Annotated in this window: 21 protein-coding genes and 1 riboswitch; of the genes, 10 read left to right on the top strand and 11 right to left on the bottom strand. The window is 70.4% G+C overall.

The genetic code is table 11. From position 1 onward, the window contains the following. Positions 1-4: 4 nt before the first annotated feature. Positions 5-89: riboswitch (ZMP/ZTP riboswitch) on the bottom strand. A 35-nt stretch (positions 90-124) separates the two neighbouring features. The 3 genes from HNR40_RS41810 to HNR40_RS41820 are packed head-to-tail and all read right to left on the bottom strand — an operon-like array spanning position 125 to position 2,335. Next, positions 125-1,078, bottom strand: a complete 954-nt coding sequence (locus tag HNR40_RS41810; RefSeq protein WP_221341485.1) for a YihY/virulence factor BrkB family protein — start codon at positions 1,076-1,078, stop codon at positions 125-127. Positions 1,079-1,135: 57 nt separating this feature from the next. After that, positions 1,136-1,510, bottom strand: coding sequence for a YccF domain-containing protein (locus tag HNR40_RS41815; protein ID WP_184971633.1), 375 nt, complete (start codon positions 1,508-1,510; stop codon positions 1,136-1,138). Between the two features lie 27 nt (positions 1,511-1,537). Further along, positions 1,538-2,335, bottom strand: coding sequence for a TIGR03084 family metal-binding protein (locus tag HNR40_RS41820; RefSeq protein WP_184971635.1), 798 nt, complete (start codon positions 2,333-2,335; stop codon positions 1,538-1,540). Positions 2,336-2,373: 38 nt separating this feature from the next. Between HNR40_RS41820 and HNR40_RS56800 the strand changes: the two genes are divergently transcribed. From HNR40_RS56800 to HNR40_RS41835, 6 genes are all read left to right on the top strand, one after another. After that, the gene (locus HNR40_RS56800) at positions 2,374-2,508 is read left to right on the top strand and encodes a hypothetical protein (RefSeq protein ID WP_281395790.1); all 135 of its coding nucleotides are present in this window, start codon (positions 2,374-2,376) and stop codon (positions 2,506-2,508) included. 78 nt (positions 2,509-2,586) lie between these two features. Continuing rightward, entirely contained in the window at positions 2,587-2,670 is an 84-nt protein-coding gene (locus tag HNR40_RS58010) for a putative leader peptide (protein ID WP_311132608.1), read from the top strand. 116 nt (positions 2,671-2,786) lie between these two features. Then, entirely contained in the window at positions 2,787-4,460 is a 1,674-nt protein-coding gene (locus HNR40_RS41825; protein WP_184971637.1) for a nitrite/sulfite reductase, read from the top strand. Then, positions 4,457-4,603: an Insertion element protein gene (locus HNR40_RS55520; protein ID WP_246510212.1), complete on the top strand. Its 147-nt coding sequence runs from the start codon at positions 4,457-4,459 to the stop codon at positions 4,601-4,603. Before HNR40_RS41825 ends, HNR40_RS55520 begins: the two co-directional genes overlap by 4 nt. Continuing rightward, a complete protein-coding gene (locus HNR40_RS41830) occupies positions 4,600-5,328 on the top strand; it encodes a phosphoadenylyl-sulfate reductase (RefSeq protein ID WP_184971639.1) in 729 nt (242 codons plus the stop codon). Before HNR40_RS55520 ends, HNR40_RS41830 begins: the two co-directional genes overlap by 4 nt. Continuing rightward, positions 5,310-6,200 (top strand): sirohydrochlorin chelatase, encoded by an 891-nt coding sequence (locus HNR40_RS41835; RefSeq protein WP_184971641.1) that lies wholly within the window; start codon positions 5,310-5,312, stop codon positions 6,198-6,200. The genes HNR40_RS41830 and HNR40_RS41835 overlap by 19 nt, the downstream gene beginning before the upstream one ends. A gap of 4 nt (positions 6,201-6,204) precedes the next feature. On the opposite strand, the gene HNR40_RS41840 is transcribed toward HNR40_RS41835, so the two are convergent. The 3 genes from HNR40_RS41840 to HNR40_RS41850 all read right to left on the bottom strand — a co-directional run bounded on the left by HNR40_RS41840 (position 6,205) and on the right by HNR40_RS41850 (position 8,192). After that, entirely contained in the window at positions 6,205-6,930 is a 726-nt protein-coding gene (locus HNR40_RS41840) for a hypothetical protein (RefSeq protein WP_184971643.1), read from the bottom strand. Between the two features lie 4 nt (positions 6,931-6,934). Next, the gene (locus HNR40_RS41845) at positions 6,935-7,435 is read right to left on the bottom strand and encodes a SigE family RNA polymerase sigma factor (RefSeq protein WP_184971645.1); all 501 of its coding nucleotides are present in this window, start codon (positions 7,433-7,435) and stop codon (positions 6,935-6,937) included. Positions 7,436-7,532: 97 nt separating this feature from the next. Next, positions 7,533-8,192 carry a DUF1707 SHOCT-like domain-containing protein gene (locus HNR40_RS41850; protein ID WP_184971647.1) on the bottom strand — a complete coding sequence of 220 codons (660 nt, stop codon included), beginning with the start codon at positions 8,190-8,192 and terminating at the stop codon, positions 7,533-7,535. A gap of 125 nt (positions 8,193-8,317) precedes the next feature. On the opposite strand from HNR40_RS41850, the gene HNR40_RS41855 reads away from it, so the two are divergent. Further along, positions 8,318-9,661 carry an ankyrin repeat domain-containing protein gene (locus HNR40_RS41855; protein WP_246510214.1) on the top strand — a complete coding sequence of 448 codons (1,344 nt, stop codon included), beginning with the start codon at positions 8,318-8,320 and terminating at the stop codon, positions 9,659-9,661. A gap of 12 nt (positions 9,662-9,673) precedes the next feature. Here the strand turns inward: HNR40_RS41855 and HNR40_RS41860 are convergent, their stop codons facing one another. The 5 genes from HNR40_RS41860 to HNR40_RS41880 all read right to left on the bottom strand — a co-directional run bounded on the left by HNR40_RS41860 (position 9,674) and on the right by HNR40_RS41880 (position 13,805). After that, positions 9,674-10,564 carry a maleylpyruvate isomerase family mycothiol-dependent enzyme gene (locus tag HNR40_RS41860; protein ID WP_184971649.1) on the bottom strand — a complete coding sequence of 297 codons (891 nt, stop codon included), beginning with the start codon at positions 10,562-10,564 and terminating at the stop codon, positions 9,674-9,676. Next, complete coding sequence (locus HNR40_RS41865) at positions 10,564-11,115, bottom strand: sigma-70 family RNA polymerase sigma factor (protein ID WP_221341486.1); 552 nt, start codon at positions 11,113-11,115, stop codon at positions 10,564-10,566. Before HNR40_RS41865 ends, HNR40_RS41860 begins: the two co-directional genes overlap by 1 nt. Before the next feature lie 489 nt (positions 11,116-11,604). Beyond that, the gene (locus tag HNR40_RS41870) at positions 11,605-12,267 is read right to left on the bottom strand and encodes a hypothetical protein (RefSeq protein WP_184971653.1); all 663 of its coding nucleotides are present in this window, start codon (positions 12,265-12,267) and stop codon (positions 11,605-11,607) included. Between the two features lie 93 nt (positions 12,268-12,360). Beyond that, positions 12,361-13,290 carry a hypothetical protein gene (locus tag HNR40_RS41875; RefSeq protein WP_184971655.1) on the bottom strand — a complete coding sequence of 310 codons (930 nt, stop codon included), beginning with the start codon at positions 13,288-13,290 and terminating at the stop codon, positions 12,361-12,363. Continuing rightward, positions 13,290-13,805 carry an RNA polymerase sigma factor gene (locus tag HNR40_RS41880; protein ID WP_184971657.1) on the bottom strand — a complete coding sequence of 172 codons (516 nt, stop codon included), beginning with the start codon at positions 13,803-13,805 and terminating at the stop codon, positions 13,290-13,292. The genes HNR40_RS41875 and HNR40_RS41880 overlap by 1 nt, the downstream gene beginning before the upstream one ends. A gap of 122 nt (positions 13,806-13,927) precedes the next feature. On the opposite strand from HNR40_RS41880, the gene HNR40_RS41885 reads away from it, so the two are divergent. The 3 genes from HNR40_RS41885 to HNR40_RS41895 form a co-directional block, all read left to right on the top strand. Then, positions 13,928-14,353, top strand: a complete 426-nt coding sequence (locus HNR40_RS41885; protein WP_184971659.1) for an OsmC family protein — start codon at positions 13,928-13,930, stop codon at positions 14,351-14,353. A gap of 33 nt (positions 14,354-14,386) precedes the next feature. Beyond that, positions 14,387-16,504, top strand: a complete 2,118-nt coding sequence (gene glgX / locus HNR40_RS41890) for a glycogen debranching protein GlgX (protein WP_184971661.1) — start codon at positions 14,387-14,389, stop codon at positions 16,502-16,504. Positions 16,505-17,310: 806 nt separating this feature from the next. Then, on the top strand, positions 17,311-19,024 hold a 1,714-nt coding region (locus tag HNR40_RS41895), incomplete at its 3' end, for a P-loop domain-containing protein (protein WP_184971663.1).

The following is a 19,024-nucleotide window of genomic DNA, read 5'->3' on the forward strand; positions in this document are numbered from 1 at the left end:
TCCTCGCGAAGACCCAGGCGCTCGGCCTCCGCACGATTCCGCTCCCCGGTGGTTCAGGCCCACCCTATGCGCCAGTCGCGACGCCCTAGACGATAGCGGAAGGCGCTCGGGCCCGGTGCGGAGCCTACTTCGCGATGGCCGCGCGGGTGTCGCCCCACAGGCGGTCGACCTCGGCGTTCAGGATGGCGCCGATGAGCACGGCCAGGGCGGTGATGTAGAGCCAGAGGAGCACGGCGACGGGCGCGGCCAGCGAGCCGTAGATGGAGACCGGGGAGAACCAGGCGGCCAGCACCGACCGCAGCACGCCGGCGCAGACGATCCAGATGAACAGCGCCAGGATCGCGCCCGGCAGTTCCCGGTACCACTTCGTGCGCACGGGCACGCTCACGTGGTAGAGCACGGTCAGGAAGAGCACGGAGCCGACGATGACGACCGGCCAGTACGCCAGGTCGATCACCGGCGTGTATTGCGCCGGCAGCGCCTCCTTGAGCAGCGTCGGCCCGATGACCAGGACCGGCATGACGAGCAGCCCGATGGCCAGGCCGACGAGGTAGAGGCCGAAGGACATCAGCCGCGTGCGCACGATGCCGCGTTCCTCGCCCAGGCCGTAGGCGACGGAGATGAGGTCGACGTAGACGTAGAGGGCCCGCGAGCCCGACCACAGCGACAGCAGGAAACCGAGCGAGATGATCGAGACCTTGCTGGCGTCGTCCCTGAGGATGTCGGCGATCAGCGGCTTGACCACCTTCTCGACCGCGTCGGTGGTGAACAGCACGGCCGCCTGATCGACGACCCACCGCTCGACCTTGCCCACGTTCTCGCGGCCCAGCCAGACGCCCAGCTTGGCCAGCACACCGATCAGCCCGAGCACGAACGGCGGCAGCGACAGCAGCGCGAAGAACGCCGCCTCCCCGGCCAGCCCGGTCACCCGGTAGTCGACACCCGCGTTCGTCGTCGCGCGCACGAGCGCCCACGACTTGGTGTCACGCACCCAGCTCAGGTGGGTCCTCACCTTGCTCAGGACCTGCCTGCGCCGCTTGCGCTGTGTACGCCGGGTAGGCGCATCGGTCGACGTCATGGCACCAACGCTCTCGCAGGAGTACTTCCCGCAAGCTTATGCTCCGCCGCGGCCGGACTATCTGACGTCCACGATGCGCGCGCCGAGCGGCAGCAGGGAGATGGGGATCATCTTGAGGTTCGCGACACCCAGCGGGATGCCGATGATCGAGACGAACAGCGGGATCGAGGTGAGCACATGCCCGATGGCCAGCCAGATCCCGGCCACCACGCACCAGATGACGTTGCCGATCGTGGACATGACGCCGGCATCCGGCGAGCGCTCCACGGTGCGACCGAACGGCCACAGCGCGTAACCGGCGATCCGGAACGAGGCGATGCCGAAGGGGATCGTGATGATCAGGATGCAGCAGATGACCCCGGCGACGGCGTAGCCGAGCGCCAGCCAGATCCCGGCGAAGACCAGCCAGATGACGTTCAGCAGTGTCCGCATGTGTCCAGCATGTCAGTGTGCCTCCGGTCAGGTCATCGGGGCCTTCCCTGAGGCGGCCCTGCCCTTGCCCGGAGGACCCGCGAAGGCCTGCGCGATCGCCATCCACGCCGCCGCCGTCTCGCCGCGCACCTCCAGCGCGGTGTCGTCGAGGTGCGCGCGCTGGGTGACGGCCAGGCAGAAGTCCAGGGCTGGGCCGCGCACCGTGTCCGCCGCGCCCTGCGGGCCCGCCGTCCACGGTGTCCCGCCGGGCAGGACGAGTTCGACCCTGACGGGCCGCTCGGGGACGGGCAGACCCCTGATCACGAAGCTGTACGGCAGCGCCCGCACCCCGATCGAGGCCACGTGGCGCAGCCGGGCCGTGGGCTCGCGGGTCACGCCGAGGGCGTCGGCCACGTCCTGGCCGTGCGCCCAGGTCTCCATCAGGCGCGCCGTGGCGAAGGAGGCGGCCGACATGTCGGGGCCGTACCAGGGCAGGCGCCGCTTGGCGTCGAGGCCGGACAGGGCGGTCAGCAGGGCGGCGCGGGCCGTACCGAACCAGGCGTGGACCTCGGCCGGTGACAGGGCGCGGGCGCGGACGGCGAGGTCGTCGACGGACGCGGGGCCCTTCATGAGCGCGGCGGCGCCCGCGCGGAAGGCGTCGGGGTCGGTGACGGCGCTCACGGCGGCGTCGTCGAAGTAGGCGAGATGGCTGATCTGGTCCCGGATCGCCCAGCCATCGGCGGGGGTGGCCAGTTCCCACTGCACGGGGGCGAGCGGAACGAGCAGCGCCTCCAGTGAGGCGGTCTCATCACGCAGGTCGGCGGCGAGCTCGCGCATGAGGTCCATGGCACCGCACTCTAACCGAACAACATTCCAGTGCGACAATGTCGAAGGTGATTTGCGAGAGCTGCACGGAGCGCCGGCACGAGGAGTGCAGGGGCGGCTCCTGGTGCGACTGCCAGCACCAGCCCGCGCAGGAGCCCAAGGAGTCCGACCTCGACTGGCCGCGGCAGGGATGAATAGGGGTACCCCTGTTCTGGTCCCAGAGTCTGGACCCCTTCTTGGACATCCACACGCGCCGGGGTATCGTTTGAAACATGCCAGCGGACCCCATGCTTGTCGGTCGACGCCACGTCGACCTCCAGCGTGTCCGCAGTGCCATCTGTTGCGACGCCCGCTAATCCCTGCCTGTATTTCGCAGCGGCGCGCGTCGCACAAGCTCTTCTGGGACCCCTGCACTCAATGGTGAGGCAGGAGGTACATCCCGCGCGCGCCCACAAACCCTGAAGGACGCGCAATGAGCACCCCTGCCAGCCGGCACCACAAGCGCCCGCGCGGAGAAGGCCAATGGGCCCTCGGTTACCGCGAACCGCTCAACAAGAACGAAGAGAACAAGAAGAACGACGACGGTCTCAACGTTCGCCAGCGGATCATCGACATCTACTCGAAGCTGGGCTTCGACTCCATCGACCCGGCCGACCTGCGCGGACGCATGCGCTGGTACGGCCTCTACACCCAGCGCAAGCCCGGCATCGACGGCGGCAAGACCGCGATCCTGGAGCCCGAGGAGCTCGACGACCGCTACTTCATGCTCCGCATCCGGATCGACGGCGGACAGCTCGACCTGCGCCAGCTCCGGGTCATCGCGGACATCTCCAACGACTACGGCCGGGGCACCGCCGACCTGACCGACCGCCAGAACGTGCAGCTGCACTGGGTGGAGATCGAGTCGGTGCCCGACATCTGGCGGCGGCTGGAGGAGGTCGGCCTGTCGACCACCGAGGCCTGCGGCGACACCCCACGGGTGATCCTCGGCTGTCCGCTGGCCGGGATCGACGCCGAGGAGCTGCTCGACTCGACCGGGGAGATCCACGAGGTCCACGACGAGTACATCGGCGACCCGGCGTACTCCAACCTGCCGCGCAAGTTCAAGTCCGCGATCAGCGGCTGCCCGGCCCACTGCACGGTGCACGAGATCAACGACGTGGCGTTCGTGGCGGTGCAGCTGCCGACCGGCGAGAAGGGCTACGACCTGTGGGCGGGCGGCGGCCTGTCCACGAACCCGATGTTCGGCAAGCGCATCGGCGTCTTCGTCCGGCCCGACCAGGTCGCGGATGTCTACGGCGGCGTTATCGGGATATTTCGTGATTACGGGTACCGCCGGCTCCGGCACCGCGCCCGGATCAAGTTCCTCGTCAACGACTGGGGACCGGAGAAGTTCCGCGAGGTCCTGGAGACCGAGTACCTCAAGGAGCCGCTGCCCGACGGCCCCGCCCCCGAGGCGCCGCGCGGCAACCGCCGCGACCACGTCGGCGTGTACCCGCAGAAGGACGGCAACTTCTACGTCGGCTTCGCGCCCAAGGTCGGCCGCCTCGACGGCGACAAGCTCCACGCGATCGCCGACATCGCCGAGCGCCACGGCTCCGGCCGGGTCCGCACCACGGTCGAGCAGAAGATGGTCATCCTCGACATCACGCCCGACCGGGTCGACAGCATCGTGGCCGAGCTGGAGGCCAACGACCTGCAGGTCCGCCCCTCCACGTTCCGCCGCCAGACCATGGCCTGCACCGGCATCGAGTACTGCAAGCTGGCCATCGTCGAGACCAAGGCGGTCGCCTCGAACCTGATCGACGAGCTGGAGCGGCGCCTGCCCGACTTCAGCGACGCGCTGACGATCAACGTCAACGGCTGCCCCAACTCCTGCGCCCGCATCCAGGTCGCCGACATCGGCCTGAAGGGCCAGCTCGTCGTCAACGACAAGGGCGAGCAGGTCGAGGGCTTCCAGATCCACCTGGGCGGCTCGCTCGGCGTCAACCCGGGCTTCGGCCGTAAGGTGCGCGGGCTCAAGACCACCTCCGACGGCCTGCCCGACTACGTCGAGCGGGTGGTCACCCACTTCGAGGACCAGAAGAAGGAAGGCGAGAGCTTCGCCGACTGGGTGCAGCGCGCCGACGAGGCGGACCTCAAATGAGCGGCGCCCGCGCGGTTCCTTTCCACTGCCCGTACTGCGGCGATGAGGATCTGGAGCCCTACGAGGGCGACGGCGGCTGGTACTGCCGCGCCTGCGCTCGCGCCTTCAAGCTGAAATTCCTGGGAATCGGGGTAAAGATATGACGCTGGTCGAGATCGAGACCGGTTTAAGAGCACAACGCGGCACACTCGACCTGCAGAACATCGTCGAGTCAGCCGCCATCTTCCTGGAGGGCGCGCCCGCCCGCGAGATCATCCGCTGGGCCGCCGCCACCTTCGGCGACCGGCTCACGCTGACCTCCTCGATGAGCGACGCGCTGCTGATCGACCTGGTCAGCCGGGTCAAGCCGGGCATCGACGTGCTGTTCATCGACACCGGCTACCACTTCGCCGAGACGATCGGGACCCGCGACGCCGTCCAGCAGGTCTACGACGTCAACGTGATCAACGTGCAGCCGTCGCGGACGGTCCAGGAGCAGGAGCGCGACCTCGGGCCCCGGCTGTTCGGCCGCAACCCGGACCTGTGCTGCTACGTGCGCAAGGTCGAGCCGCTGAACCGGGCGCTGGAGCCGTACCTGGCCTGGATCTCCGGCATCCGCCGCGACGAGTCGTCCACCCGCGCGGCCACCAAGGTCGTGGAGTGGGACGCCAGGCGGCAGATGGTCAAGGTCAACCCCATCGCCTCCTGGACCCAGGAGGACGTGGACAACTACATGGCCGACAACGGCGTGCTGATCAACCCGCTGCACTATGACAACTACCCGTCCATCGGCTGCGCGCCGTGCACGCGCCAGGTGGCCGATGGCGAGGATCCGCGCAGCGGCCGGTGGTCGGGCCTGGGGAAGACCGAATGCGGCATTCACCTCTGACCACCGAAATTTCGCCCGACGGGCGGCATCCGTCGGGCGAGGGACCCCGTTCTGGCAGGGGCGAGGTCCCGGTGACGAGGGTGGGCGGGCTCGCAGGGACCCGCCCACCACTCGCCACCCCATCGCTGCCGGACAGCGTGCCGCTGGTCGCCGTGGCGCACGGCTCGCGCGACCCGCGCGCGGCCGCGACCGTGGAAGCCCTCCTCGACCAGGTACGGCTGGCCCGCCCCGGCCTCCCGGTGCGCACCGCCTATCTGGACCACGCGGCCCCCACGCTCGGCCAGGCGCTGCACGGCCTGCGCGAGGCCGCGGTGCTCCCGCTGCTGCTGACCGAGGCCTACCACAGCCGCGTCGACCTGCCGGCCGCCCTCAGCGAGGCGCGCGCCCGCGACCCCCGGCTGCGCGTCCACTACGGCACGACGCTCGGCCCGCACCCGCTCCTGCTCGCGGCGCTGGAGCGCCGCCTGTCGGAGTCGGGGGTACGGCCCGGCGACCCGGACACCGCCGTCGTCCTGGTCTCTGCGGGCTCCAGCGACGCCAGGGCCAACGCGGTCATCGCCGACCTGGCGCGCCTGTGGTCCGACGGCGGCCAGGGCCGGCGGGCCGGCTGGTGGCGGGTCGTGCCCGCCTACGCCTCCGCCGCCGGTCCCACGCCCGCCGAGGCGGTGGCCGCGCTGCGCAGGGCCGGGGCGCCGCGGGTGGCTGTGGCTCCGTACCTGCTGGCGCCGGGGTTCTTCGCCGACAAGGTGCGGCGGGAGTCGGGGGCCGACGTGGTCGCCGACGTCCTGGGCCCGGCTCCCGAGCTGGTCGACGTGGTCCTGGAGCGCTACTCCGAGGCGTTCGCCGCGGTGGCGGCCGCGCCGGTCGCCTGACGCCTCACGGGCCCGTCCGATCCGGTCCGAGCACGGGCTCGGGGCACTTCCAGGAGAGCACCTCGCGCCCACTGCCGGGGTCGACGATGACCAGCCGCTGACTGCACGCGCCGGCCGGCTCCCGCTCCATGACCTGCAGCGTCCAGGTCACCTCGAACGAGCTGGCCCAGGCGGCCATCTCGTCGGCCTCGGCGGCGCTGAGCCTGCCGCCGGGCACCGCCGACTTCGGCACCAGGAGGGCGGTGACCGTGTTCCGGCCGACCTTGGACCGCAGGTCGGACCGCATCCACATGGGCGCGCCCGCCGCCGTCTGCCCGCAGGGCTCGTTCGCCACCCGCAGGCCGTTCAGCCACACCAGCAGGTAGGTGTCGGGCCGGCAACTCACGAGCAGGGCCATCGGGTTCGGCTCGCCGCTCTTGAACGTGATCGTCTGCGGCTTGCCGCCCTCGGCGAACTCCCTGACCACGACCGGGTGTTTCAGCGTGTAGCCGCTGGGGGCCTGCTGGGCCATGACGCCTTCCCACACCTCCTCGCGGGCGGGCGTGGCCCTACCGGAGGAAAGGGCGGCGACGGCCACGACGACCGCGGCCACGGCCGTGACCGCCTGCAGGCGGCGGGTGCGGATGCGGCGGACCCTGCGGTCGACGTCCGCGACGGACACGCCCCGGTGGCGCCCGTCGAGGCTGTCGGACTCCAGCAGTTCGCGCAGATCCCGCTCGGTGAGGGTCATTGGGTCAGCTCCCCGTGTTGACCGCGGACTTGGCCGCGGGGTCGAGCCGCAGCTTGGCCAGCGCGCGGCTGGCCTGACTGCGTACGGTGGCCACCGAGCAGCCGAGGATCTCCCCGATGGCCGCGTCCGGCAGATCCTCGAAGTAGCGCAGCACGATCACCGCGCGCTGCCGGGCGGGCAGGGCCGTCAGGGCGGTTCTGAGCGCGTCCCTGGTGCTGAGCCGGGCCTCGGGGTCGGACGGTTGCGGCGTGTCGGGCAGTTCGCCGGTCGGCACCTCGCCGCGCCAGCGCCGCCGCCCCCACGAGGCGTGGGTGTTGGTGAGGATGCGGTAGACGTACGGGTCGGGGTTGGCGCCGACCCGCCGCCACGCGGTCCACGCCTTGGCCAGCGCGGTCTGCACCAGGTCCTCGGCGGTCGCCCAGTCGCGGCACAGCAGGTACGCGGTCCTCAGCAGGCGCGGCGCGCGCTCGCCGACGTAGCGCTCGAAGTCTGCGCGATCCCGCATTCCGGTGGTCCTCACTGCGCGGTGGATGTCACCGATCAGTACGCGCGAGCCATCGCCGGACGTTGCACGCGCCCGGTGGAATCGTCTCCAGGGGTGGTCAGTCGCCGAGGCGGCGGGGGTCTCCGGAGAGCTGGCCGGGGGTCAGGCCGAGGTGTTCGCGCCAGGCTGCCCATCCGCGCTTGATCGGCTTGGCGCGGGCGTCGCCGTACACCTTGATGTCGCCCATCACCGCGTAGCCGTGCACGCGCACGACGGGCACCTTCATGCCGGGGGCGGCCTCGAGCACGTCGACCTTCTTGTCGCCCATGAAGGCGAAGCCGTCGATGTCCACTTCCACGCCGTCGGGCACGATGATCTTGACGTCGCCCATGACGGCGACGGCGGTGATGTCGATGACGTCCGTGCGGACCTCGGCCTCGCGCAGGTCCATCACCACGTCGCCCATGACCGCCACCGCGCCGAGCTCCTGGTCGACCCGCCACTTGCCGCGCCGCTTGGTGTCGCCCATGAACGCCATGAACCAGCGCTTCTTACGCTCGGGCGCGGGCACGGGCGCCACCATGGGCGTGAAGCCGGCCGCGGGCAGGTCCTGGGTGAGAAGAGCCAGCTCGGCATGGGTGGTCGCCGTGTAGGCGGCCTCGGTGCGGTCGGTCAGCTCCACGAGGGTCAGCCTGCCGTCGACTGAGGCGACGCGTAGTTGCTCCACGACGGCCTCGCGCTCGGCGTCGGAGGCACGCAGTTCCCCAGAGTCTGTCATAGTCGCAACATATCGCGTCTTGTGGGTGTCGCGGTCCTCCAGAAGGAGGATTCCTCATCCATCGAACCGTGCACCCGCCGGGACGTTCGTCGGCGTTGGGGCAGTGAGGCGTTAGGGTCGCTGTCATGCGTGAGGAAGAGCTGTACCAGGCGGCGTTGAAGGGCGACCTGGAGACGGCGGGCACGTTGCTCGCCGCCGGGGCGGACGCCAACGAGGCCGGTGAGGAAGGGCTGCCGCTCTGCGCGGCCGCGGCCTGGGACCGGGTGTCCGTGATCGGGGCCCTCCTGGCCGCCGGGGCCGATGTCAACGCCAAGGAGAGCGGCGGCTGGCACGCCCTGCTGTGGGCCGCCGCCAACGGCAACGCCGACGCCGCCCGCGCGCTCATCGAGGCCGGAGCCCAGGTCGACGAGCCGAACGAGGACGGCGACACCCCGCTCAGCCTGGCCTCCAGGCGGGGCGCGCTCGGGGTCGTGCGGGAGCTGCTGGCGGCCGGGGCCGACGCGGAGAAGTACGACGGCGACGGCGACAGCCCCCACGACATCGCGATCGACTGGGTCGGCGTCCACCTGGAGACCGCGCTGCTCGACCAGATCGGGCAGGACGACTGGGAGTACGTCGTGGGCAGGCAGTTCGCCAAGGACGGCACCGAGCTGGTGACCGTGGCCGGCCGTTCGGCCGACGGCGAGGAGAGCGAGCAGGTGCAGGCCCAGCGCGGGCACGCCGCCGTCGCCACGCTCCTGGAGGACGCCGCCGGGATCTACACGCCCATCCCCCAGCTCGTCGCCAGGGCGCTGGCCCACCGCGACGTCGACGAGGACGCCGAGACCTGGTGGGTCGTCGCCGACTCGCTGGGCAAGCGGGCCGACGAGGAGACGTACGAGGCGCTGGCGCGGTTGTGCGTGAGCGAGGACGCGCGCGAGCGGGAGTTCGGCGTCGACGCGATCGCGCAGTACGGCGTCACCGAGGACGGCGAGAAGCCCTACCTGGAGCGCACGCTGCCGCTGCTGCAGAAGATGGCCACCACCGAGGGGAACCCGCAGGTGCTGCGCTCGGTGCTGGCCGCGCTCGGGCACCAGGGCGACCCGCGGGCGCTGCCGCAGGTGCTCGACGTGCTCGGCCGCCCCGACCACCAGCGCACGATGACCGACGCGATCGCGCTGGCCGACGTGCTGCCGCCCGGCCACGCCGAGGGGCTGGCGCTGCTGGTCTCGATGACGCGCGACGACGACTCCGAGGTGCGCGACTGGGCGACCGCCGGGCTGTCCTCGCTCGACGCCGACACCCCGGAGATCAGGGACGTGCTGGCCGAGCGGCTGGACGACACCGACCTGCGCACCGTGGCCGAGGCCACCCGGGGGCTGGCCGAGCGGGGTGACGCGCGGGCCGAGGCCGGGGTGAAGCGGGTGCTGGCCGAGAGCGACGACTCCTACGAACGCGAGATGGTCACCGAGGCGGCCGCCAAGCTCTAGGCATGTGGGCCGTCAGGGGCCGGACAGGGCCGGGGCGGTGCGCAGGATGTCGGCGGCCAGGGCGTGGTCGCCCGTGATCTCGGCGGGGTACGACTCCGGCTCGGCGCGCCCGCCCAGCAGGAAGCAGAAGTCGATCACGTCGGTGGTGATCGAGACGTCCGGGGTGCCGGGCGCGGTGTCGTGGACGCCGAGCGGCATGGTCCACTCCCCGCCGCCGGGGCCGGTCAAGATCAGGTGCAGGGTACGGCCGGCGCCGTCCACCCCGGACAACATCATCGTCCACGGCAGCAGGCGGGCGCACAGGTCGGCGGTCGGCCGGATGTGGGCGGGGACGGGGTGCGGCAGCCGTACCCCTGCGACGGAGGCGGCGTCGTCGGTGTGGATCCACGTCTCCAGGCCGCGGGCCAGGACGTGGTCACTGACCGCGCCGGCCACGCCGTCGAGCGTCGCGGGCGTGTCGGGGGTCAGGCCGCCCAGGTGCCGGCAGAGCGCGTCCGCCTGTGCCCGCCAGTCGCGCCGGGTCTGCTCGGGGCTGCGCGCCCGCTCGTACTCCTGAACCTGGAGGGTGCGTCCCATCGCGTCGAGCGCGTCGAGCGCGGGGCCGAGCACGGGGGCGCCGACCGAGGCGGCCAGCAGCCCGTCCTTGGCGGCGAGGTGGGCGACGAGCTCCTGCAGCGTCCAGCCCTCGACGATCTCGCGGGCCCAGTCGTCGTCCACCGCGGAGGCCAGCAGCGCGTCCATGGCGGCCACCCGTCCGGCGTACGGCTCCGCCCACGCGGCCGTGGGCGCGGCGGGCCGGCGGCGGGCCCGCGCCCCGGCCAGCAGCTGCGGCCGGAGCGACCGCTCGGGCACGGCCGCTTCCTCCATGAGGGCGTCCAGGTACAGACGCTCGACGGGCTCCATCACACCTCTTCCTCTGCCAGCGCGTCGGCCAGGCGCCGCAGCGCCAGCCTGATGCGCGACTTGGCCGTGCCCTCGGGCACGCCCAGCTCCTCGCCTACTTGCCGATATGTACGGCCACCGAAGTACGCCAGTTCAATCGCCTCGCGTAAACCTTCGGGCAGCCGGGTGACCGCTTGGCGAACCCGCTTGGCCTCGTCGGCGGCGAGCACGGTCTCCTCCAGTCTCTCAGGCGGAGGCTCGAACAGCCTCGGCCCCAGGACGGAGACCCGGCGCCGCTCCTCGGCGCGAACGTGGTCGACGGCGCGCCGGTGCGCGATCGTCGCCAGCCAGGCGCGCAGGGTGCCGCGGTCGGGGTCGTAGGCCAGGGGCCGTTCCCAGAAGATCAGGAACACCTCCTGGGTGATGTCCTCGGCGATCACACGGTCCCTGGTGACGCGGAGCGAGAGACCAAAGATCAGCGAGGAGAGGCGGTCATAGACCTCCCCGAGCGCGGACTCATCGCCGCCGACCACCCGTTGGTGCAACAGGCGGTCGTCGAACGGTGCCTCCACTGGCACCACACTCCCGTGATCCGGACCTAGGCGGCGGGTGCGCCGCGACCCGAGCATGTCACTATTCGCCGGAAATGTTGAGCCGGATGACAAACGAGCGCCCCGATTTCCCCACCCTCCTTTGGGCGGGCTCGGGCGCCTGGGTTCCCTCCGTCCTGGACCCGGTTTCCGGAGTCCCACGCCCCAGGATCCACACCGCCCGAACCCCAGCACCCACCCGCTGGCCCGACCCCCGCCCGCCCTGGGACCATCCGGTCGCGGGGGTGGGCGGCGCTCGGTCCAGGCAGACGGGGGGACACGAGGCGTGGGTCCCGAGGGGTGGCCGGAGGCATGGGTGGGGGTGTGGTGGTTGAGGGTGTCCCGGGCAGGAGGTGGGGGTCCTGCCCGGGACCCGCGCGGGGAGGGGCGCCGCGCGGAGTTTCGGGAGGAGACGCGGTGGGGTGTGGTTGCCGAGATGTGGAGGCTGCGGAGGTGGGGCTGCGGGGTGGGTTAGGAGGAGGGGTAGGGCGGGGTGGGGTAGGAGGTGGTGATGCGGTGGTGGTAGGCGGCGACGGTTTCGGCTGTTCCCTGGTCGCCGCTCAGGATGGCGGCGATGCGGGGCTGCGACCTCAGGGCGAAGGACTCGGCCCACCAGTCGCGGGGGCCCGGGGCGGGGCGGTCGCGGAAGAGGGGCAGGCAGCGGCGGGTCAGGGCGCGCCACTCCAAGGTTGAGGAGAGGCCGTCCAGGTCGCACAGGGCGTGGGCGGCGAGCATGCGTGCCGGGGACGGCGGTGGGAGGTCGCGCCACAGGGCCGGGCGGGAGAAGGGGAGGCTGCGGCCGGTGATGCCGTCCGGGTCCTTGACCACGTAGCCGATGCCGGTGCCGCCTATCCACAGCATGGCCAGGCCGGTGGCCAGGCGGGTGGCGGGGCCGTACTCAAGAGTGGCCAGGTCGTCCACGGCGGTGACGAAGTCGGGGCGTGGCGGGCCGTCCTTGGGGGACCACAACCGGCGCAGCACGCCTTCGAGCGGGCCGCACCAGCGGCGGCCGTCGCGCGGGGTGGGGCGGAGGTCCTCGGGGTGGGGCGGGCACCAAGCGGGCGTCATCATCATGCCCGGTAATAGTCCGGCCGCCCGGCTTTCCTTACGGCCCCGCACAGCCACATCTCTCACGGGCCCACGAAGCCAACCCACCGAGCCGCCGTCTCAAGGGCTTCGCCGCGCCGTCGTGCCGAGGGGGCTCACCGCGCCGTACAACGAACCGGGTCAGTCGCCTACGGTGGCTACGGTGGCGCGGTCGAGGAAGGTCCAGAAGTCGCGGACGCAGGGTGGCGTGATGTCCAGGCCGTCGGCGGGCCGGAGCATCACGCGCTCCACCCCCAGCAGGTCGCCGCTCCCCCGGTCGGCCACCAGCACCCACCGGTCGGTCGTGCCCACGTCGAAGGCCACCCCCTGTCCCCTGCGTTCCCGGCGGTCGGTGACCCGGCCCAGGGTGCGCAGGCCCGGCCGGTCGGCCAGGACGCGCCACATCGCGGCGGTGCGGGGGGCGTCGAGGATCTCGGTCTCGTTCAGGGAGATGACGGCGGTGAGCAGGCCGTACGTCTCGGGCTCCGCTGAGAGGCGGGCGAGCAGGTCGGCGGGGAGCGACGGTCCTGGCCGGTACGGTCCTTCCCGGCCCGGCTGAGCTTGGACGAGGCGTTCGCCGTCGAGGTTCAGCGTGTGCTCCACCCGGCGCCCGGGGAGAGGCGTCCACTGCCTGGACAGCACGCTGGTCCGCCCGCCCGGCCTCAGCAGCGACGACGCCACCGTGATCCGGCCGTGGCCGCGCGCCGCGACCCGGCCGGCTCGGGCCGCGGTCTCGGCCAGGCCGAGTACGACGCGCCGGGCGCCGCCGCCGGTCCCCGGCAGTTTGCGCGGCCGGGAGCCCGGCTCTCCGCACAGCGCCAGTGGCGCGCCGGGGTAGCGGAAGTAGGCGGTGACGGTCATCTGTCCCGGCGCTCTGGCGGTGGGGATGGCGCCGGCGGCGAGGATGACCAGCCCGGTGGCCAGCGCCGCGCCGAACGTCAGCCGCCAGGACAGCGTGGAGCAGCGGCGCGGCCTGGCGGTGCCGAGGATCTCGGCGAGCAGCAGTTCGTCGGGCGGCACCTCGTGCGGGGCCGGGTCGTGGCGTGCCATCAGCCGTGCGAGCTCGTCCATCAGCTCCCCTCCTGGAACCCGAGTGTGCGCAGGTGCTCGCGCAGGCGTGCTCTGGCCCGGCTGAGCCGGGTGGCCATGGTGCCGGCGCGGCAGCCGGCGACCGTGGCGGCCTCTTCCACGCTGAGCCCCTCCCAGTAGAAGAGGCGCAGCGCCTCCCTGTCCTTGCCGGCCAGCCGCGCCAGCGCCTCGTGGAAGGCGAGGCGGGTGACGATCTCACCGTCGAGGCCCTGGTCGGCGGGCGGCGCGCGCCAGACGGCCAGCCGGTCGGCCAGTGCCTGGCGTCTGCGCAGGCCGCGCCATTCGTTGCTGACCTGGCCGCGGGCGATGCCGAGCAGCCAGACCCGCTCGGCCCGGCGTTCCCCGGGCACCTGGCCCAGACGGCGGAAGGCGTCGGTGAAGGTGCGGGCGGCGACGTCGGGCGCCGCGTCCCGCCCTACCCTGCGCGCGGCGTAGCGCAGAACCGTGGAGTAATGGCGGTGGTACAACGCGGCATACCGTTCATCGTCCTCCGGCACGGTGGCCCTCCGCTGCGGGGATTACGACGCTCCGCTCCGATTACAACCGACCACTCATGGTCACGGCGGCGATACAGGATATGTTCGGACCTGTATCGGCAATCGATGAAGGGACAATCGCCATGGCGACCACGCGTACGGCTACCACGCAGTGGAAGGGCGCGCTGCTCGACGGCTCCGGTACGGTCTCGCTCGACACCTCGGGCGTCGGCACCTTCGAGGTCTCCTGGCCGTCGAGGGCCGAGTCGGCCAACGGCAAGACCTCACCCGAGGAGCTCATCGCCGCCGCCCACTCCTCCTGCTTCTCGATGGCGCTGTCCCACGGCCTGGCCGGGGCGGGTACGCCGCCGGAGTCGCTGGAGACCCGCGCCGAGGTGACCTTCCAGCCGGGCGAGGGCATCACGGGCATCGTGCTCAGCGTCAAGGGCCACGTCCCCGGCCTGACGCCGGACCAGTTCCAGGAGGCGGCCGAGACGGCGAAGGCGAACTGCCCCGTCAGCAAGGCCCTTTCGGGAACCACGATCAGCCTGAAAGCAGAACTGCTCTAGCAACGGGACGATCGCGTGCGACAATTGGGTCACATGCGTGAGGTCTGGCCGGGCGAGCCCTATCCACTTGGCGGCACCTGGGATGGCGTGGGCACCAGCTTCTCGGTGTTCTCCGAGGTCGCCGAGCGAGTTGAGCTGTGCCTTTTTCAGGATGACGGCTCCGAGGAGCGCGTTGATCTGCCCGAGATGGATGGGTTCGTCTGGCATGGGTACCTGCCCGGGATCGCCCCGGGCCAGCGCTACGGCTACCGCGTCCACGGCCCGTTCGCGCCGTCGCAGGGCCATCGCTGCAACCCGGCCAAGCTGCTGCTCGACCCGTACGCCAAGGCGATCGACGGGGAGCTGACCTGGAACGAGGCGCTGTTCGCCTACCGGTTCACCAATCCGGCCGAGTTCAACGACGCCGACAGCGCGCCCTACATGCCGAAGAACGTGGTGATCAATCCGTTCTTCGAGTGGGGCAACGACCGGCCGCCGCGCACGCCGTACCACCAGACGCTGATCTATGAGGCGCACGTGCGGGCGCTCACGATGCGCCACCCGTCGGTGCCGGCGGAGCAACGGGGCACCTACGCGGGGATCGGGCATCCGGCGGTGATCGACCACCTGGTCTCGCTGGGGGTGACCGCGATCGAGCTGATGCCGGTGCACCACTTCGTGCCCGAGCACTTCCTGGTGGCGCGCGGGCTGACCAACTACTGGGGCTACAACACGATGGCCTTCCTGGCCCCGCACGGCCCCTATTCGAGCGCGGGCTCGCGCGGTGAGCAGGTGCTGGAGTTCAAGGCCATGGTCCGCGCCCTGCACGAGGCGGGCATCGAGGTCATCCTGGACGTGGTCTACAACCACACGGCCGAGGGCGACCACATGGGGCCGACGCTCGGCTTCCGCGGCATCGACAACTCGGCCTACTACCGCCTGCACGACGGCGACCGGCGCTACTACCTCGACTACACCGGCACCGGCAACTCGCTGAACGTCCGCTCGCCGCACGCGCTGCAGCTGATCATGGACTCGCTGCGCTACTGGGTGCTGGACATGCACGTGGACGGCTTCCGCTTCGACCTGGCCTCGGCGCTGGCCAGGGAACTGCACGACGTGGACCGGCTGAGCGCGTTCTTCGACCTGATCCAGCAGGACCCGGTGATCTCGCAGGTGAAACTGATCGCCGAGCCGTGGGACGTGGGCCCCGGCGGCTATCAGGTGGGCAACTTCCCGCCGCTGTGGACGGAGTGGAACGGCAAATATCGCGACACGGTGCGCGACTTCTGGCGCGGCACCGGCTCGGCACTGCCCGAGTTCGCCTCCCGCCTGACCGGCTCGGCCGACCTCTACGCCACGTCCGGCCGCCGCCCGGTCGCCTCGATCAACTTCGTGACCTGCCACGACGGCTTCACCCTCACCGACCTGGTCTCCTACGACCGCAAGCACAACCTGGCCAACAACGAGGACAACCGCGACGGCACCGACGACAACCGCTCCTGGAACTGCGGCGCCGAGGGCCCGGTCGAGGATCCGGAGATCGTCCGCCTGCGCCACCGCCAGCGCCGCAACTTCCTGGCCACGCTCTTCCTGTCGCAGGGCGTCCCGATGATCTCCCACGGCGACGAGCTCGGCCGCTCCCAGCGCGGCAACAACAACGCCTACTGCCAGGACAACGAGCTGACCTGGATCGACTGGACGGCCGTCCACACCGAGTCGGACCTGCTGGAGTTCACCCGGTCGCTGGCCAGGCTGCGCCGCGAGCACCCGGTCTTCCAGCGCCGCCGCTTCTTCCGCGGCCGCACCGCCGACAACGGCCGCGACCTGGTGTGGCTGACCCCGGCGGGCGAGGAGATGAGCGCCGGCGACTGGCACACGGGCTACGCCAAGTCGCTCATGGTCTACCTCAACGGCGAGGCCATCACCGAGCCTGGCCCGCGCGGCGAGCGCATCCAGGACGACTCGTTCCTGCTGCTCATCAACGCCCACCACGAGGACATGACGTTCACGCTGCCGGGCGAGGAGTTCGGCGCGGCCTGGCAGACCGTCTTCGACACCAGCGACGACACCGCCCGCGACGAGCCCTTCCCGGACGAGCAGTGGCTCCCGGAAGCGCTGGTCGCCGTCGCCTCGCGCAGCCTTCAGCTCATGCAGCGCAAACTCTCCTAACCGCTTCAGAAGTACGGCAAGCCACCCCCACGCCACCCGCCGACGCCAGCGGGCGCCGATCGTGGGGGTCATTACAACTCGGGTTGTTCACACGATAGAACAGGCTCATCCATGATCACTGCCCGGCCAGGGTTATGAGCGGTGACGACCGGCGAAGGGGGTGGGTGCGTTACGCCGCGCGCTCCTCGCTGATGCCATGGGTTGCTCATTAGCCTGCATTCGTCGCGATGCGGGTGGATAATTCCAGAATGACAGCTCGACGGTGGGTGCTGGTGGGGACAGCCGTGCTGGTGGCGGTGGTGGCTGTGGTGTTGTTGGTGGTGCAGTGGGATACCGCAAACAAGATCGCTACTGGGCTGTCAGCGTTGGCGGGAGCAGCGGCGGTAGGGGTCGCCGTGTGGGCGGGATGGCCTGCGGCCGGCCGGAGTGGTTCGCGGTTGCGGGTATCCAAAACTGGTCGGGCGACCTCAACGAGTGGTGGGCGCGCCAACACGGGCTTGGTGGGAGATGCTGGCGCATTCCCCGATCAGGTGATCGTCGAGTGTACAGGCGATGCCAAAGCATCTGGCGACGGTGAGGCCAACTCCGGTGTCCAACTGAGTTGAAGACCAGGGCAAGGGGCGTTGACGTTGAGGATTCGCTGGCCGTGGAAGGGGAGTGTGCGCCGGAGCGGTTCGGCGCACGCAGCGTCTGGCGGGTACGCGAACACGGGTCTCCACATTGAAAGTAACTTCCATCTAGGGCATCGGGAGCCTGTGGCTCGGTCGGCCTATCTGAAGCAGGTCCGAGAAATCTTTCCCTGGGAGTTGGAGGAGCGCGAGCAGGAGTTGGCCGAGCTTGCCGCGTTCTGCACAGCAGATCAGGGGTCGGGTTATGTGTGGTGGCAGGGAAGGGCTTGGTCGGGCAAATCCGCGTTGATGGCCACGTTGGTGTTGGATCCGCCACCTGGAGTGCGGGTGGTGTCGTTCTTCATCACCGCGCGGTATGCGGGCCAGAGTGATCGTCAGGCGTTCCTGGACGTGGTGTTGCCGCAGTTGGCGGAGTTGCTGGGGCAGTCGTTGCCTCCTCTGTTGGGAGTTTCGACACAGCAAGGATGGTTCAACCAGTTGCTGGAGGAAGCTGCCCAGGCGTGTACACAGGCGGGTGAGCGGCTGATTTTAGTGGTCGATGGCCTGGATGAGGATCGAGGGGTGACCGTCGGGCCGGGTGCGCACAGCATCGCAGCGTTGTTACCTTCGGTGGTGGTAGAGGGACTGCGGATTGTGGTGTCGGGCCGGCCCCGCCCTCCGGTGCCGACCGATGTGCCCGCGCGTCATCCGTTGCGGGATTGGCGGATCGTCCGCCATTTGACGCCGTCGCGTAAGGCGCAGGTCATCCGTGATGACGCGATGCGGGAGTTGGCGCATGTGCTGCACGGAGAACCTGTCGGTTGCAACATCCTAGGATTGCTCGTGGCTGCCGGTGGTGGTTTGACTGTCGGTGATCTGGCGGAGCTGACCGAGATTAGCCCTGGTGAGGTGCGTGAGTGGCTTTGCGCAGTGTTAGGGCGCACCTTCACTAGCCGGAATAGCCACTGGCAGCCAGAGGTGCGGCCGGAGGTGTTCGTGCTGGCGCATGAAGAGCTTCAAGTGTCGGCCAGAGAGTCTTTCGGGGAAAGCGGGCTGGCGGGATTCCGCGAGCGGATCCATGCGTGGGCACAGGGATATCAGGAGCAGGGATGGCCGGAAGGGACGCCGCAGTATCTGCTGCGCGGCTATCACCGCCTGCTAAGGGAAGCGGATGATCTGAAGCGCATGGTGGCGTGCGCGACCGATCGGAGACGGCTCGACCGGATGTTGGATGTCAGCGGAGGCGATAGTGAAGCACTGACTGAGATCATGGCATGTCAGAGCACTATCTGTGGGCAAGCAGTTCCCGATCTGTCCGCGATGTTGCGGTTGGCCTATACCCGGGAACAACTCGCTGATCGCAATGCGAACATCCCGTTCGATCTACCGGTGGTGTGGGCCAGACTGGGAAACAGTATTCGCGCCGAAGCACTTGCTCGGTCCATCACCGACCCGGACTCCCAAGCTCAAGCGCTGATGGCGCTGGGGGAAGCGTTGGTCGGCGCTGGCGAGTTCGACCATGCCGAGACCCTTGCCCGCTCCATCACCGGCCCGGACTCCCAAGCCTGGGCTCTGGCGGCGCTGGTGAAAGCGTTGGTCGGCGCTGGCGAGTTCGACCACGCTCGCCGTATCGCGCACACCGCCGAGACCGTCGCGTGCTCCATCACCGGCCTGGGCTCCCAAGCTCGGGCTCTGGCGGCGCTGGTGAAAGCGTTGGTCGGCGCTGGCGAGTTCGACCACGCTCGCCGTATCGCGCACACCGCCGAGACCCTTGCCCGCTCCATCACCGACCCGGACTCCCAAGCTCAGGCGCTGATGGCGCTGGGGGAAGCGTTGGTCGGCGCTGGCGAGTTCGACCATGCCGAGACCCTTGCCCGCTCCATCACCAGCCCGGACTCCCAAGCTCGGGCTC

Source organism: Nonomuraea endophytica (genome assembly GCF_014203235.1).
Lineage (GTDB): Bacteria > Actinomycetota > Actinomycetes > Streptosporangiales > Streptosporangiaceae > Nonomuraea > Nonomuraea endophytica.

Bases quoted from the DNA above. Each gene is read 5' to 3' on its own strand.
- HNR40_RS41840 (WP_184971643.1), bottom strand. From the start codon at position 6,930: ATGACCCTCACCGAGCGGGATCTGCGCGAACTGCTGGAGTCCGACAGC.
- HNR40_RS41875 (WP_184971655.1), bottom strand. From the start codon at position 13,290: ATGGACGAGCTCGCACGGCTGATGGCACGCCACGACCCGGCCCCGCAC.
- HNR40_RS58010 (WP_311132608.1), top strand. From the start codon at position 2,587: ATGCCAGCGGACCCCATGCTTGTCGGTCGACGCCACGTCGACCTCCAG.
- HNR40_RS41855 (WP_246510214.1), top strand. From the start codon at position 8,318: ATGCGTGAGGAAGAGCTGTACCAGGCGGCGTTGAAGGGCGACCTGGAG.
- HNR40_RS41885 (WP_184971659.1), top strand. From the start codon at position 13,928: ATGGCGACCACGCGTACGGCTACCACGCAGTGGAAGGGCGCGCTGCTC.
- HNR40_RS56800 (WP_281395790.1), top strand. From the start codon at position 2,374: ATGTCGAAGGTGATTTGCGAGAGCTGCACGGAGCGCCGGCACGAGGAG.
- glgX (WP_184971661.1), top strand. From the start codon at position 14,387: ATGCGTGAGGTCTGGCCGGGCGAGCCCTATCCACTTGGCGGCACCTGG.
- HNR40_RS41810 (WP_221341485.1), bottom strand. From the start codon at position 1,078: ATGACGTCGACCGATGCGCCTACCCGGCGTACACAGCGCAAGCGGCGC.
- HNR40_RS41830 (WP_184971639.1), top strand. From the start codon at position 4,600: ATGACGCTGGTCGAGATCGAGACCGGTTTAAGAGCACAACGCGGCACA.
- HNR40_RS41820 (WP_184971635.1), bottom strand. From the start codon at position 2,335: ATGGACCTCATGCGCGAGCTCGCCGCCGACCTGCGTGATGAGACCGCC.
- HNR40_RS41860 (WP_184971649.1), bottom strand. From the start codon at position 10,564: ATGGAGCCCGTCGAGCGTCTGTACCTGGACGCCCTCATGGAGGAAGCG.
- HNR40_RS55520 (WP_246510212.1), top strand. From the start codon at position 4,457: ATGAGCGGCGCCCGCGCGGTTCCTTTCCACTGCCCGTACTGCGGCGAT.
- HNR40_RS41825 (WP_184971637.1), top strand. From the start codon at position 2,787: ATGAGCACCCCTGCCAGCCGGCACCACAAGCGCCCGCGCGGAGAAGGC.
- HNR40_RS41815 (WP_184971633.1), bottom strand. From the start codon at position 1,510: ATGCGGACACTGCTGAACGTCATCTGGCTGGTCTTCGCCGGGATCTGG.
- HNR40_RS41850 (WP_184971647.1), bottom strand. From the start codon at position 8,192: ATGACAGACTCTGGGGAACTGCGTGCCTCCGACGCCGAGCGCGAGGCC.
- HNR40_RS41845 (WP_184971645.1), bottom strand. From the start codon at position 7,435: ATGCGGGATCGCGCAGACTTCGAGCGCTACGTCGGCGAGCGCGCGCCG.
- HNR40_RS41835 (WP_184971641.1), top strand. From the start codon at position 5,310: ATGCGGCATTCACCTCTGACCACCGAAATTTCGCCCGACGGGCGGCAT.